Below are 12,432 nucleotides of genomic sequence, written 5' to 3' on the forward strand. Positions count from 1 at the left end.
CTCTTAAAGGATTTCACTTGTTAGGGGGCCGTCGTTACCGGCTGCATGCAGCGACAACCTCTTGATAGGACAAGCTTCCGCCGAAGATATCGAGCGCGCTGCCGATCGTAATATCCAGCTTGCCGGCCGTCAGCGAACGGAACAGCTCCAAATCCTCGAACGACCGAGCGCCGCCCGCGTAAGTGGTCGGTATTGTCACCCAGCCTGCCAGCTGCTCGACTAAGCTTCTTAATATCCCCGTTCGTTTGCCCTCTACATCAACGGCATGCACGAGAAACTCGTCGCAATATTTTTCAAGCTCCCGCAAGTTCTCCTCATTGACCGTGAAGCTGCTGAACGTCTTCCACTGATTGGTCACAACGACCCACTGATCGTCCTTCTCCTTGCAGCTCAGATCGATAACGAGCCGATCCTTGCCGACTTCGGATACAATTCGCTGCAAATTGCCCATATTCAGCTGACCGTCACGAAAAATATATGACGTGACGATGACATGGGAAGCCCCTGCTTCCAAATACAGCGCCGCATTCTCCGCATGAATGCCGCCGCCGATCTGTAAGCCGCCCGGGTAGGCGCGGAGCGCGGCGAGCGCCGCTTCTTCATTGCCGCCGCCAAGCATGATGACGTGGCCGCCCGTTAGCTTGTCCCGTAGAAACATGTCCGCGTAGTAAGCTGAATCGTGCTCGGAAACAAAGTTCTCCACGACACCCTTGCCGCTAGCGTCCAGCGTTTCTCCGACGATTTGTTTCACTTTGCCGCTGTGCAGGTCAATACACGGTCTGAATTTCATCGATGTCCCTCTTCTCTCGTAATGATATCCACCAGCTCGGACAGGGCATGAATCGTATGCGCCGGACTGATCTCTTCACGAACCGGCTTCCGGTTTGGATTATAATGGCAGAAATCGATTCGTGACATCCGCGCGCCTTCGTAGTCATCCGTCAAGGAATCACCGACGAACAGAATTTCCGAGCGATCTACGCCTAGCGCTTCCACGGCTCTATCGAAAATCAACTTGTCCGGCTTGCTTACGCCGATCTCGTCCGAAATGAACAGATGCTGAAAGTAATGCGATACGCCTCCAGCCGCCAGCCGTTTGCGCTGTGCTTCTCCAATGCCATTCGAGACGATACCAACCCGATATCGGCCGTGAAGCCGAGCGAGAAGTTCCTCAGTCCCGTCCATGAAGTGGCAGGTCGCACTGAATATTTTCCAATAAGTAGACGCTAGAGAACGGGACAGCGTACTGTCATGACCCATTTGGAGAAGGGTATCTCGGAACGAATAATCCAGCACCTGCGAGATATGCAGACGATGTTCTACGCGATTGATCCAATAGTTCCAATTGATCGGCGCGAAGACCGTACGAAAGGTCTCCCACTCGAAGCCCTCAAGCTCAGCCAGCCGGTGAACATCAATCGTCTGTCGCATCGCCTCATGCTCGCTGGTATCGTAATTCAGGAGCGTATTATCCAGATCAAAAAGAATTGCTTTATACATGACTAAGCGGTCACTCGCTTTCGGATCAAATGCAAACACGCAAACCCCAGCCATGCTCCGACCGTATTGAGCAGAATATCGTCGATATCGAAGCTGCCTCGTTGAAGCAGCAGCTGCAGGGACTCAAGCAGAAACAATGCAAGCACGAAGACCACCGTAAACTTCAGCAGCTTTAGACGGCATATATACGGTACGGTAAGACCAAGCGGAGCGAAAACGGCAATATTGCCGACGAGATTCACCAGCCAATAATTCAGGTCGAAGCGGCCAGCATGAACAACATACAGCTTGATCGTATGTAAGGGCACGACGTTATAATGATAGCCGGACGAATGTGAGCTTGACCGGCCGAATCCGATAAACATCCAATAAATGAGCAGGACAGTATACGCGCACACTAGTATTCCAGTGACTACCTTCATTCGCTCGACGCACCTCATCTGCAGAACGATGTTCGCTCTCGCCCCTTCTCTATTTCAGCAGCTTCTGATAGCAAACCAAATCGAGCCAACGGTCGAATTTATAGGCAATCTCTTCATAGCAGGCGACCTGCTTATAGCCAAGCTTGCCGAATAACGCGATGCTGCCCGCATTTTCGGTACATATTGCCGCCACCAGGGAATGATAATTCAAGGCTCGGGCCGTCTCCTCTAGAAACAAGCCCGCTTCCTTGCCGATTCCTTGTCCAGTAAATGAAGGCTCCAAGTAAATGGCAAGCTCCGCCGTTACATTGAACGCCGGACGCTTCTTATGCTGCGTCAGCATCAGATATCCAGCATATTGCCCTTCAGCCAATACGACGTACGAACGGTACATGTCCGCCAGCGGCTCGATCAGCTGCTTCATTTGCTCTGCCGAATAAGGCCGCAGGTCGAATGAAACCGTCGTGTGTTCGACAAAATAATTGTAGGTACCGCGAACCTGCTCCAAATAACGATCCGAATATGCCTCAAACGTCAGCTTGCCTTTCATCGTTGCACCTCGCGCAATTCTAGTCTTATGCCCTGCTTATAGCTGTATCGCTATTCCCAGCGTTCGATACTGTAAACTTTAAACGCGTGCGCATCCGTGTGCTGCGTCACCGTATAAATCCATTGGTATTCATTCACCGTCGAACGGCCGTCGGGGTAATACACGCCGACATTCTCGGTAACATAAAACTTATATTCGCCGTTGATTTTCTGGATATTCATAATTTGATAACGGATCAGCTTTTCTTTAATATTTTTCTCGCTGAGCCGGCGGACTAGGCTTTGCTGCTCCGCGTACAGAGGACCGTTCGGATCGATCAGCCCCTCGACGAGGGAGAACCGGTTCTTGTTCACGGCCTCGACTATGGACTCCTCGTATGCGTTCATCACATCGGTCGCCCCGGAGGAATCCCGATAATCCACCTGTTCGCCAGACGGCCCTCCCGGTTCATGAGAATCGTCTTTTTCGGAACAGGCACTAAGCAGCAAAGTCAGACCTAGCAGCAGTAACGCTATTCTGCGCATCTATGTCGTCTCCCGTCTGAATGATTAGCCTCGTTCAATCCAATTGATACCGCGTTCAGCCTTAACGTAAATTCTATTCTACCATGAATCAGTGCTTAACATAAATGGCTTACTTATCCGTCCAAGACGGGTTCAGCAGAACCATATGAATATGATCTTCCCATACACCGTGAATGCGCAGGTAGTTATGGGCAAGTCCTTCGTGCTTGAAGCCAAGCCGTTCACAGACCTTAAGCGAAGGCCCGTTGCGCGGCATAATATTCGCTTCGATTCGGTGCAAATTCAGTTCGTCGAATGCAAAAGCAATGACATGGGACAAGGCCTCCGTCATATAACCTTTATTCCGATGTCCCGCGTCCGTCCGGTATCCTAGATGGCAGGATTGAAATGCGCCGCGAATGATATTGTTAAGCGATACCGTCCCGATCAAATCGCCGTCTGGATCCTCTGCTGCGCACAGCCATAAACGGATGCCATGCCCGGCTTCCATCATACGGTGATCGTTCTGAATCAGCTGTCTTTGCACGTCAAGCGTGAAGTAGTCTTCGTCGCGGTCCGGCTCCCATTCGGCAAGCGCCTCGCGGTTACGCCTCACGAACGCAAGCGCTCGTTCCGCATCGGACTCGTCGATGACGCGAAGAATGAGATGCTTCGAATTTAGCTTTAGCTGCATCATTTCATGTAACGATTTCATGGCTCTTGCTCCGTTCTTTTTGTATGCGTGCGACGCTCTTGTATCTATGCGCTTCCCAGTTTAGTGCAAGAATCCTTTACTCAGCGAATAGATGCCGAATCCGAGCAGAATCAACCCTGACATTCGATTGACGAGACGCATAGCGCCCGCACTCAAGATCTGCTTAATGAAGCCAACCACGAAGCTGAGAAGCAGCCACCACAGCGCGGATCCGGCGATAACGCCAAGAACAAGCACGAATAATTGCGAGGATGAAGCGCCAAGCACATCAAGCCCTGCAAAGATGCCGATAAACGACAGAATCGTTATCGGATTCGTAATCGTGAGCAGGAAAGTCGTCAGGTATGCACCTGCAATACTACGGCTCATGCCGGCTTCCTCGTCCCGATCCCCGCTTGAACGAAAGGCTTGAATGCCTAAGCAGCATAGAAACAGCCCGCCCAGCAACGAAATCCAGCTCTGCATCGATACCAAGCCGGCGGTTAGTCTGTCAAAGCCGAGAGCGGCGATGCACCCGTACAGCCCATCTGCCGTCGCCGCCCCGAGTCCGGCTGCAAAGCCGAAGCGTCTGCCCTGGTTTATCGTCCGTTTCATGCACAGGATCCCGATTGGCCCGACAGGAGCAGCAACCGACAAGCCGATTATCATTCCTTTTGCAAGCATCATCATGTCAAAATAACCTCATCTGCACGCGCTAAATAGTCGTGCTTCTTCTAGTGTAACTGACTCCGGCAAAATTTGCATGACAAAGGGCCGTACCGAGCATTAAGTTTCCCTCAGAAATCGCTGTCAAAAAATGCTGTCCGAATGCCGTCCATGCTTGTCGCGTTCTTGTTCGCACGGTAGCGCTTCAGCTTCTCTTCGCCTTGATTGACCGCCCAATTGAGCAGTATATCTCGGTCACCTTCATATGCATAGTTCGGAACGCTGAACCCGCAGGAGGTTTTAACGATCTCCACATCGGACACGATGATCTGCCTGCTGCCCGGGTACAGGGTGAACAATGGCGCCAGACTGGTCCATTCCTCTGCGCCTCGTAATATGACTCTCGCCGTGCCGTATAACCGTAGGATCAGCGGCTTGCCCTCGAAGGAAACGAACATGAAGGTAATCCGATTGGTCTCGCTCAAATGCGCGCTTGTCTCATTGCCGCTGCCCGTTAAATCCAAATAAGCAACTTGGTTCGGCGATAGTATCCGAAAAGCATCGTAGCCCTTGGGAGATAAATTCACATGACCGCCACAAGAAGCCGTACCGACGAAAAACATCTTCTGTTCTCTGATAAACGCCTCATGCTCCGGAAGCATGGACGGGTAGACAGTGCCCATCAGCATTCTCCTCGTCAATTGAATTTCTCTTGCATATCCTATTCAACCGTCCGCTCGGCAAGTACCTTAAGCTGTCCGTTGCGATGCTCCAGAAACCGCCGCATATACCGTCCCAGCACCGCGCGCTCTACAATCCAGCCCAGCATGCCGAAAGGAGCAGTGAAGGTCAGCGTATCCACCATTCGGGTTCTCGTCCCGTGCGCTTCAAAAAAATGCGCGTGCCGAAGCGACTTAAACGCGCCCTTCTGCATCTCATCAACAAAGTATACGGGGAAATCGTATTCCGTAATACGAGAGGTCAGCTGCTGCCTCACGCCAAAATGCGTCGCCTGAAAGGTCACGGTTGCCCCCGCTTCAATGCGGCCTTTGGTCGTGCCTGCAACCGCCTGCTCCTTCGTATGCTTCCATACGGTTTGCGTATGTACGTCTATATCTCTTGCGAGATCAAAGCAGCGCTCAATCGGCGCATGAATCCATACTTCCGTTCTTACTGTTATCACGAACGTTCACCTCTCGCTGCTTATGCCGGAATTTTCATTCATTTCGACATCTTCCAACTTTTTCCTCTTCTACCTATCCCATCACGCGAAATAGACGAATCCGCTGGAGCCGATGGGTAGATGCTCCCTTGCCAATGTCTCCGGTACATCCGTCTCATTCCCGGGATAGAGCTTCCCTGCTATTGGCCTAATTGTCGGCCAGCAGGGCTAATGTCCAATCGGCTGCGCCGCTGATTTCATACGATATCGTATACCGAGTGCCGATAAAAACAACAAGAACTCTCAACCGGCGCCGGAATTACCATAAAGGGAGGAATTTGCATGTCCGGTGTACACGGTGGATTCACCTCTGCTGGTGTGATTCTGGTTCTGTTCATTCTGCTGGTCATCGTATCCCGCGGGTTTATGTACTAATCCAATCACCTAGTCGATAATGCGAAAACCGTCGAAGGCTTCCCTTCGACGGTTTTTCATTGTTACCACGCGTACGTGTATAAGGCGTGAGCCACGCCGTCTTCCTCGTTCGAGCGGGTCAGTACATTCGCTGCATCCTTCACGCCTTCCGGCGAGTTCGCGACGGCTACGCCAAGTCCAGCGAAAGCCAGCATGCCCACATCGTTAAAATAATTCCCGATCGCCATCACGCGGCTCTGTTGAATGCCCCGCAGACGGGCAAGCTGTTCGAGTGCCTTTCCTTTGCTTGCTTCCTTATGCTGCACATCAATGAAATAATCGCCGCTGCGAATATGCTGCAGGCCATGCTTCCAGCCGTTCCACTCCTGCTCAATGATGTCCAGCTCCGCCTGCTGACCGAATAACGTAAACTTCACCAAGCCGTCCGGAAGCGGCTCCTGCGGATTGCGCATTTTCGGCAGCGCGCCGAAGCGGCTGTACATAACCTGCGCCTCCGGCGTTATGCCCTCGATCATCATCTCAAAGGCGGTATTGATGTCGAAGTGATGCTTGCCCCGCAAACAATAGCCGCGAAACCGCTCTACCTCAGCATGATCAATACTGTATTGATGCAAAACCTGCCGGCTTGCCGCATCTACGGTAGCGGCGCCGTTATGCGTAATCATCGTACCGGCGAGGCCAAGCTCCTCCAGTACCGGAATCGCATTGGCCGGACCCCGGCCTGTACACAGCACGATTTCTGCTCCGCGATGCTGCGCTTCGCGAACGGCTTCGCGAACGCCCGGCGTCAGCACATGTCCATCCGTAAGAAGTGTCCCGTCTATATCCAGCGCAATCAAATCATAGTTGATTATCCCCATGGTACGTATGTCTCCTCTTCCTGCTCCTATGCGTCAAGCTTCTATTTCTTCCGATTCCGCGAGCGAATGCACCGTCAGCAGCGATTCAAGCTCCGTTTCGGTCAACAGCCGATAATCGCCGAGCTTCAGCTTTGCGTCCAGGACAAGCGGCCCCATTGACACGCGGCGGAGATAGACGACAAGCTTGCCGACTGCCTCGAACATCCGCTTCACCTGGTGGAACTTCCCCTCATGGATCGTCAGCGTAATACGGCTGTAAATACCATCCTCGCGTTCTTCTTTATCGTCGATCACAAGCTCCGCCGGCATCGTCTTATAGCCATCCTCCAGAGTCACGCCTTGCGTGAAGGCTTCCCGGTCGCGCTCATTCACGTCGCCGCGTACAATTGCCTCGTATGTCTTAGGCACATGCTTGCGCGGCGAAAGCAGGTCATGCGCCAGCTTGCCGTCATTCGTGAGCAGCAGCAGCCCTTCCGTATCCTTATCAAGCCGACCGACCGGGAACGGCTGAAGGATGCGATCGTCCGGGTCAAGCAGGTCAATAACCGTGCGGTCTCGCGAATCCTCTGTCGCCGAAATAACGCCCTGGGGTTTATTCAGCATGACGTAGATCGTTTCCCGGTAGATGACTTCTTCATCATCGAAACGTACAACCGCGGTGTTCGGATCCAGCGTCAAGCCGAAATCCTTAACCGTCTTCCCGTCTACAGACACCCGCCCCTGCTTAACAGCCCGCTTGACTTCGCTGCGCGTACCAAAGCCCATATTTGCCAGCAGCTTATCCAGCCGCATTCTTGTAACCATGCTCGCTCAGCTCCTATTACGCCAACCTCCTCTGCAAACACATGCAGAGTTCTTCCCTCATTGTATAATAAAGCAGGTAGCATAACCAACCCATAATATGGGACCTATATCCACAGCGCAAGCACTACAACAAAATAAGCTGTCTAATAGAGGCTCCGCCCCCACCCGGGTACGTCGCTTCATCAGACAGCTTTCTTGATCTCTTGGTTAGCCGGCTTTGTCATGATTCGGATATCCTTTGCTCCGGCGGCTTTTCCGCAAGCGCTTTCGCAAGCTCGCGCAGCATTTCGTCCGCAACAACGAGCCGAAACGCTGCGAATGGCGGAGCCGCCGCATCGCGCAGCACGGCAAGGCTTAACCTCACATCAGCTAGCAGCTGCCGCAAATCGAGACCCATCCAAATGTCCGGGTACGCGATAAGCTTGTTCTCCGCCTGTGTGAACAGCTTGACCGCTCCGGAATAATTATCGTTACGCCAATGATGCAGCCCGACTGCGGCTTGGAGCAGCCCTTGGTAGAGGGTGCTGCGCCCTTCCTCGAGCCACAGCTCCTCCATTACCTCATGACATTCAAAATAGTCCTCATCAACGTTGAACAGAACGACAAAATAAACAAACCGTTCATCGTAGCTGCGTGCCGCCGCCATTTACGTCGTGCCGCCCTTCTTCGCCCGTGCGATTGCCGACCGGATATCGTCGGACAACATGCGAATGGCGTAAGCATCCTCTTTCTCCCACAGCTCATTGAACCGCAGCTGGAATTGCACGGCTTCCCGAACGCGATGAAAGAAGTAGAGCTCTTGGATATCGCTAAGGACGCTGGACACCATGTTGGATTTCTCCTCGAATTCCCTCTGGGCGTCCAATATTTCCTTGCGAATGCTCGACATTTCGGTATCCAGAACCGAAGCGGCCTCTGCCGCCTTCTTCAGCCGGCCCCGTACTTCATCCGGCAGGCTCTCTTTGTACTTATAGTTGAGCGAATGCTCGATGGTCGCCCAGAAATTCATCGCCAGCGTACGGATTTGAATCTCTGCCAGCACGTTCTTCAAGCCGATAGCCGTTTGCACTGGATACTCTATGATCATGTGATAGCTGCGATAGCCGCTGTCTTTGAAATTCGTAATATAGTCCTTCTCGTACACGAGCTTCAAATCCTTGCGCGCGCGGATAAAGGAAGCCACGCGGTGGATATCATCGACGAATTGGCACATGATTCGAATGCCTGCTATATCCTCGATACCCGTGTCGATTTTTTCCATCGGCACCGACAGCCGCTTGGCTTTCTCCAATATACTTGAGATCCGCTTGACCCGGCCGGTAACGAACTCGATCGGCGAATAGGCTTCCCGATTCTTCAGTTCGGTACGGAGCGTCTTCAGCTTCACCTTTAATTCTTCCACTGCCTGCTCATATGGCTGCAAAAATAGTCCCCAGTCTCTTCCGTCCATCCGGCCGCCTCCTGTCTAAGACCGATGATCTGCTCCTATGGCCTCTACGATCGATTTGAATCCATCTCTGCGCAAGTAGGCTTTGAGCCCGTCCGCCAGCTCGCGCAGCAATTCCGGCCCCTTGTAGATGAGCCCGGTATATATTTCAACAAGACTTGCACCTGCGCGAATTTTATCGTATGCATCCGATGCCGTAAAGATGCCGCCTGAACCAATAATGGGCATCTTGCCGCCGGTTAAACGGTAGACTTCGCGCACGACTGCTGTCGAACGTTCGCGGAGCGGTTTGCCGCTCAAGCCGCCAGTTTCCCTTGAATTCGCATGCTGAAGCCCGTCACGGCTGATTGTCGTATTCGTAGCGATAATGCCGTTTACGCCGCTTGCAACGATCGTATCTACAGTATAGCCCAGCTGCTCGTCCGTCATATCTGGGGCGATTTTCACAAGCACGGGCTTGCGCGCCGCGCCGCTCTTGCCTGCTTGCTTGCCCATCTCTTCCATGACTGTCGAAAGCAGCAGGCGGAGCTCGTCCCCGTGCTGAAGCGCGCGAAGATCGGGCGTGTTGGGCGAGCTGATATTGACCACGAAGAAGTCACCGTATGTATAAAGCTGCTGCAAGCATGCGCGGTAATCTTCATGCGCCAGCTCGTTTGGCGTGGTTTTGTTCTTGCCGATATTCACGGCGATGGGGATTCGGCGGTTCGTATCCTTCGCGAGCCGCTCGGCCATGGCGGCAGCACCGTCATTGTTGAAGCCCATCCGATTGACGAGCGCTTCGTCGGACGGAAGCCGAAACAGCCTCGGCAGGTCATTGCCCGCTTGTCCCTTCGGCGTTACTGTGCCGACTTCGGCAAAGCTGAAGCCGATATTAGCAAACATATCAACGGCTTTCGCATTCTTATCAAGGCCCGCTGCAAGTCCGATCGGGTGGGCAAAGTGCAAGCCGAATACGCCCATCTCCAATTCCTTCGCTTCCGGTACGCCGTACATCGCTCGCATGAATGCCGGAACCCCCGGGACGCGGCTGGCCGTATGAAGCCCGTCAATAACGAGATGATGCGCCTTCTCTGCATCCATCCGAAAGAAATAAGGTTTGGCCACTTTACTGTACAACACTGAATGATTCACTCCGTTCTTCGTGTTAGCTCTATCGAACAGTTTAACGTGTCGGCGGCGAAAAAGAAAGAGCCCGCCGCGGCTTTCAGGACGGCAGACCCCACCACAATTTCCGTCATCCCTAGTTGTCTCGTCCCGGGAAAACGATTACAATACATACATATCCCTATCTGAATGAAAAGAAAGGTTGATCCGTATGAGCCAAGCTAAGAAGAAGCCCCCTATCATGAAATCCAAGCAAAAGGAAGAAATCAATAAGAAAGCTCTTGTTTGGATCGGATCGATCTTCGCCCTGATCGTCATCGTCATGGCAGTCCTGCTTATCGTCGATAAATAAGCTGCATGAATTCTTTCCTATAACCAGCGGTATACAACAGCGGAGTTCGTCTCGTCCTGAACCGGCTGCAAGCGGAAACGCGATGCAATCGGGGCAGTTTTGGCGGGAAGGACGCCGCTTTTTATTTTGACCTTCGTGCCGAGCGGCACGAGGTCGAACAGCTCCTCGAGATCTTTCCGCAGCATGCGTACGCAGCCGTGCGACTCGTCCTTGCCGATACTGTCAGGATCGTTCGTGCCATGAATCGCATACAAGGTGCTTGATAAGGTCATGCCCCTGCTGCCGAACTCACTGTCGTCCTGGCCGTTCGGATTGCGCACCTTCTCGGTAATGGCGAAGCTTCCGGCAGGCGTCTTATCGCCGCCAAGCCCCACGGTGTAGCTTCGCACGATAACGTCACCGCTTACGACGGCCAGCTGGTGCGTGTCCTTATCGATAATAATGGACAGCGGCTCGTCAGGCAGCTGGTTACTCTCGGAAGCTGGGCCTCCAGAAGCCGCGCTGCTTCCTGGCTTATTCGTGTTTGTTGGTGAAGCATCCTGACTGCCTGATTCTTCATCGCCAGGCTTGCCTCCGGCTGCTGCCGACTTCAGCTGGCGAAGAAGCTTTGGAAACAGCTGCTTCATCGCAAGCGAGCTGCCCGACAGAATATTATTTGGATAGGGCTTGTTTAGCGCTTCCAGCCCGCTTGGCCATGATTTCGTCCGCTCACGGTACTGCACGATGCCACTGGCGAGCGTCCACTGCATTTCCTGCTGCGCGCTCCATGCCGTGTAGGTCTTGAACGCTGCCGATGCATCGTCGGGCTGGCAGTCGCATGTCTTCGCATCCAGAAGGCTGACATCCGCTTGCCCGTCACGCTGCTTCTGCGTTTGCACTACGATGCGCGTGTCTCCTGTCCATTTGCGCCACGGTCCGTCTTGCTCCAGCATGACGGCTAATCCGATCTTCGCACCTCCGCCGCTTCCTTTCAGCAGCACCCCAAGCGCCTTGCCCAGCGTTCCCCCGCCGGACGGCTTAACGAACATGACGGCCAATCCAGGCGATTCATCCGATGTCTGAACCGGGTCGGCGGAAGCTTCGCTCTGCACCGAATTCGAACCCTGCTTCGCATCCTCATCCTTTTTGCTAAGCGGCAGGATCAGCGTTAACGCTAGAATGGCGAGCAAGCCCGCCGTTGTTCGCATCAGCAGCATGCGCGATCGCCGCTTGCGATTCCATGCGGCGATCATTTGCTTCGGCTCGCTTGCTAACGGATGCTGCTTGCGTTCATAGGCATCATAGATGCTTCCGGATTGAAGGAAGCAATAATTCGCCTTTGCTTCCTTCTCTTCCTGCATATATTGCTTTCCGAGCAGGTACCAAGCCATGCGGTTGTTCGGGTGGCTCTGAACGTAGCGCTTCAAATAATTCATGTCGTCTTGCAGATCCACTGGCGAATCCTCCCGGCTCCATTCGATTGTAGCTACTATATCGGCAGAAGAGCCGCCAGGTTTGTACCCGAACGGCTCTTTTTTTAACTTTAATTTCAGATTAACTTGAATGGCTTCTTCGATTCTGGCTAGCATCGTCTCGGCAGCCGCGTCCAGACATTAAGAAACCCCCATCTCCTGCTGGAACAGGAAACGGGGGTTTATGCGTAATTATGCGCGATTAGTAGTTGAAAGCCGTATCTGCGATTTTGATGGAGTCCGTAGGGCAGCCGTCTGCCGCATCTTGCAAATCATCATACAAATCGGAAGGAATTTCAGTGTTACCGTGGTTGCCGTCACTTCCGTATATAACCTCTGCAAGACCCTCATCGTCGTAGTCGTAAATGTCCGGTGCTGTTGCGCCGCAAGCTCCGCAAGCAATACATGTATCTTTCTCAACCCAAGTAAACTTCGACATTGTATTCCCTCCTAAATTAATTGTAAGCGTTAAACTTACTTTG

17 protein-coding genes are annotated in these 12,432 nt (G+C 53.0%); 1 reads left to right on the forward strand and 16 read right to left on the reverse strand.

Annotation, left to right across the window (positions count from 1 at the left end; all coding sequences use genetic code 11):
• Nucleotides 1–34 precede the first annotated feature (34 nt).
• The 9 genes from hisA to KXU80_RS09235 all read right to left on the reverse strand — a co-directional run bounded on the left by hisA (nt 35) and on the right by KXU80_RS09235 (nt 5,518).
• Nucleotides 35–790, reverse strand: a complete 756-nt coding sequence (gene hisA / locus KXU80_RS09195; RefSeq protein WP_219837893.1) for a phosphoribosylformimino-5-aminoimidazole carboxamide ribotide isomerase — start codon at nt 788–790, stop codon at nt 35–37.
• Nucleotides 787–1,500, reverse strand: a complete 714-nt coding sequence (locus KXU80_RS09200) for a YjjG family noncanonical pyrimidine nucleotidase (protein ID WP_219837894.1) — start codon at nt 1,498–1,500, stop codon at nt 787–789. Before KXU80_RS09200 ends, hisA begins: the two co-directional genes overlap by 4 nt.
• Before the next feature lie 2 nt (nt 1,501–1,502).
• Entirely contained in the window at nt 1,503–1,922 is a 420-nt protein-coding gene (locus KXU80_RS09205; RefSeq protein ID WP_219837895.1) for a VanZ family protein, read from the reverse strand.
• Nucleotides 1,923–1,971: 49 nt separating this feature from the next.
• Nucleotides 1,972–2,472, reverse strand: a complete 501-nt coding sequence (locus KXU80_RS09210; protein WP_219837896.1) for a GNAT family N-acetyltransferase — start codon at nt 2,470–2,472, stop codon at nt 1,972–1,974.
• A gap of 50 nt (nt 2,473–2,522) precedes the next feature.
• On the reverse strand, nt 2,523–2,996 hold the full coding sequence (locus tag KXU80_RS09215) for a TcaA NTF2-like domain-containing protein (RefSeq protein ID WP_219837897.1): 474 nt from the start codon (nt 2,994–2,996) through the stop codon (nt 2,523–2,525).
• A 109-nt stretch (nt 2,997–3,105) separates the two neighbouring features.
• Complete coding sequence (locus KXU80_RS09220) at nt 3,106–3,669, reverse strand: GNAT family N-acetyltransferase (protein ID WP_219838953.1); 564 nt, start codon at nt 3,667–3,669, stop codon at nt 3,106–3,108.
• An 81-nt stretch (nt 3,670–3,750) separates the two neighbouring features.
• Nucleotides 3,751–4,359: a LysE family translocator gene (locus KXU80_RS09225; RefSeq protein WP_219837898.1), complete on the reverse strand. Its 609-nt coding sequence runs from the start codon at nt 4,357–4,359 to the stop codon at nt 3,751–3,753.
• A 107-nt stretch (nt 4,360–4,466) separates the two neighbouring features.
• Nucleotides 4,467–5,018: a pyridoxamine 5'-phosphate oxidase family protein gene (locus tag KXU80_RS09230; protein WP_219838954.1), complete on the reverse strand. Its 552-nt coding sequence runs from the start codon at nt 5,016–5,018 to the stop codon at nt 4,467–4,469.
• Nucleotides 5,019–5,056: 38 nt separating this feature from the next.
• The gene (locus KXU80_RS09235) at nt 5,057–5,518 is read right to left on the reverse strand and encodes an SRPBCC family protein (RefSeq protein WP_219837899.1); all 462 of its coding nucleotides are present in this window, start codon (nt 5,516–5,518) and stop codon (nt 5,057–5,059) included.
• A 321-nt stretch (nt 5,519–5,839) separates the two neighbouring features.
• Here KXU80_RS09235 and KXU80_RS09240 point away from each other — a divergent pair, with 321 nt between their 5' ends.
• Entirely contained in the window at nt 5,840–5,932 is a 93-nt protein-coding gene (locus tag KXU80_RS09240; protein ID WP_210654703.1) for a YjcZ family sporulation protein, read from the forward strand.
• Between the two features lie 62 nt (nt 5,933–5,994).
• Here the strand turns inward: KXU80_RS09240 and KXU80_RS09245 are convergent, their stop codons facing one another.
• From KXU80_RS09245 to KXU80_RS09275, 7 genes are all read right to left on the reverse strand, one after another.
• The gene (locus KXU80_RS09245) at nt 5,995–6,792 is read right to left on the reverse strand and encodes a Cof-type HAD-IIB family hydrolase (RefSeq protein WP_258171329.1); all 798 of its coding nucleotides are present in this window, start codon (nt 6,790–6,792) and stop codon (nt 5,995–5,997) included.
• A gap of 33 nt (nt 6,793–6,825) precedes the next feature.
• Nucleotides 6,826–7,596 (reverse strand): pseudouridine synthase, encoded by a 771-nt coding sequence (locus tag KXU80_RS09250; RefSeq protein WP_219837900.1) that lies wholly within the window; start codon nt 7,594–7,596, stop codon nt 6,826–6,828.
• Nucleotides 7,597–7,816: 220 nt separating this feature from the next.
• Nucleotides 7,817–8,242, reverse strand: coding sequence for a DUF309 domain-containing protein (locus KXU80_RS09255; RefSeq protein WP_219837901.1), 426 nt, complete (start codon nt 8,240–8,242; stop codon nt 7,817–7,819).
• Complete coding sequence (locus tag KXU80_RS09260) at nt 8,243–9,046, reverse strand: GTP diphosphokinase (RefSeq protein WP_219837902.1); 804 nt, start codon at nt 9,044–9,046, stop codon at nt 8,243–8,245.
• 15 nt (nt 9,047–9,061) lie between these two features.
• Complete coding sequence (locus tag KXU80_RS09265) at nt 9,062–10,162, reverse strand: quinone-dependent dihydroorotate dehydrogenase (RefSeq protein WP_219837903.1); 1,101 nt, start codon at nt 10,160–10,162, stop codon at nt 9,062–9,064.
• Between the two features lie 354 nt (nt 10,163–10,516).
• Nucleotides 10,517–11,932, reverse strand: coding sequence for a L,D-transpeptidase (locus KXU80_RS09270; protein ID WP_219837904.1), 1,416 nt, complete (start codon nt 11,930–11,932; stop codon nt 10,517–10,519).
• 220 nt (nt 11,933–12,152) lie between these two features.
• A complete protein-coding gene (locus tag KXU80_RS09275) occupies nt 12,153–12,389 on the reverse strand; it encodes a ferredoxin (RefSeq protein ID WP_219837905.1) in 237 nt (78 codons plus the stop codon).
• Nucleotides 12,390–12,432: the final 43 nt, after the last annotated feature.

The organism is Paenibacillus sp. R14(2021), assembly GCF_019431355.1.
In the GTDB taxonomy this organism is placed as follows: Bacteria; Bacillota; Bacilli; order Paenibacillales; family Paenibacillaceae; genus Paenibacillus_Z.

Bases quoted from the DNA above. Each gene is read 5' to 3' on its own strand.
- hisA (WP_219837893.1), bottom strand. From the start codon at position 790: ATGAAATTCAGACCGTGTATTGACCTGCACAGCGGCAAAGTGAAACAA.
- KXU80_RS09200 (WP_219837894.1), bottom strand. From the start codon at position 1,500: ATGTATAAAGCAATTCTTTTTGATCTGGATAATACGCTCCTGAATTAC.
- KXU80_RS09205 (WP_219837895.1), bottom strand. From the start codon at position 1,922: ATGAAGGTAGTCACTGGAATACTAGTGTGCGCGTATACTGTCCTGCTC.
- KXU80_RS09210 (WP_219837896.1), bottom strand. From the start codon at position 2,472: ATGAAAGGCAAGCTGACGTTTGAGGCATATTCGGATCGTTATTTGGAG.
- KXU80_RS09215 (WP_219837897.1), bottom strand. From the start codon at position 2,996: ATGCGCAGAATAGCGTTACTGCTGCTAGGTCTGACTTTGCTGCTTAGT.
- KXU80_RS09220 (WP_219838953.1), bottom strand. From the start codon at position 3,669: ATGCAGCTAAAGCTAAATTCGAAGCATCTCATTCTTCGCGTCATCGAC.
- KXU80_RS09225 (WP_219837898.1), bottom strand. From the start codon at position 4,359: ATGATGATGCTTGCAAAAGGAATGATAATCGGCTTGTCGGTTGCTGCT.
- KXU80_RS09230 (WP_219838954.1), bottom strand. From the start codon at position 5,018: ATGGGCACTGTCTACCCGTCCATGCTTCCGGAGCATGAGGCGTTTATC.
- KXU80_RS09240 (WP_210654703.1), top strand. From the start codon at position 5,840: ATGTCCGGTGTACACGGTGGATTCACCTCTGCTGGTGTGATTCTGGTT.
- KXU80_RS09245 (WP_258171329.1), bottom strand. From the start codon at position 6,792: ATGGGGATAATCAACTATGATTTGATTGCGCTGGATATAGACGGGACA.
- KXU80_RS09250 (WP_219837900.1), bottom strand. From the start codon at position 7,596: ATGGTTACAAGAATGCGGCTGGATAAGCTGCTGGCAAATATGGGCTTT.
- KXU80_RS09255 (WP_219837901.1), bottom strand. From the start codon at position 8,242: ATGGCGGCGGCACGCAGCTACGATGAACGGTTTGTTTATTTTGTCGTT.
- KXU80_RS09260 (WP_219837902.1), bottom strand. From the start codon at position 9,046: ATGGACGGAAGAGACTGGGGACTATTTTTGCAGCCATATGAGCAGGCA.
- KXU80_RS09275 (WP_219837905.1), bottom strand. From the start codon at position 12,389: ATGTCGAAGTTTACTTGGGTTGAGAAAGATACATGTATTGCTTGCGGA.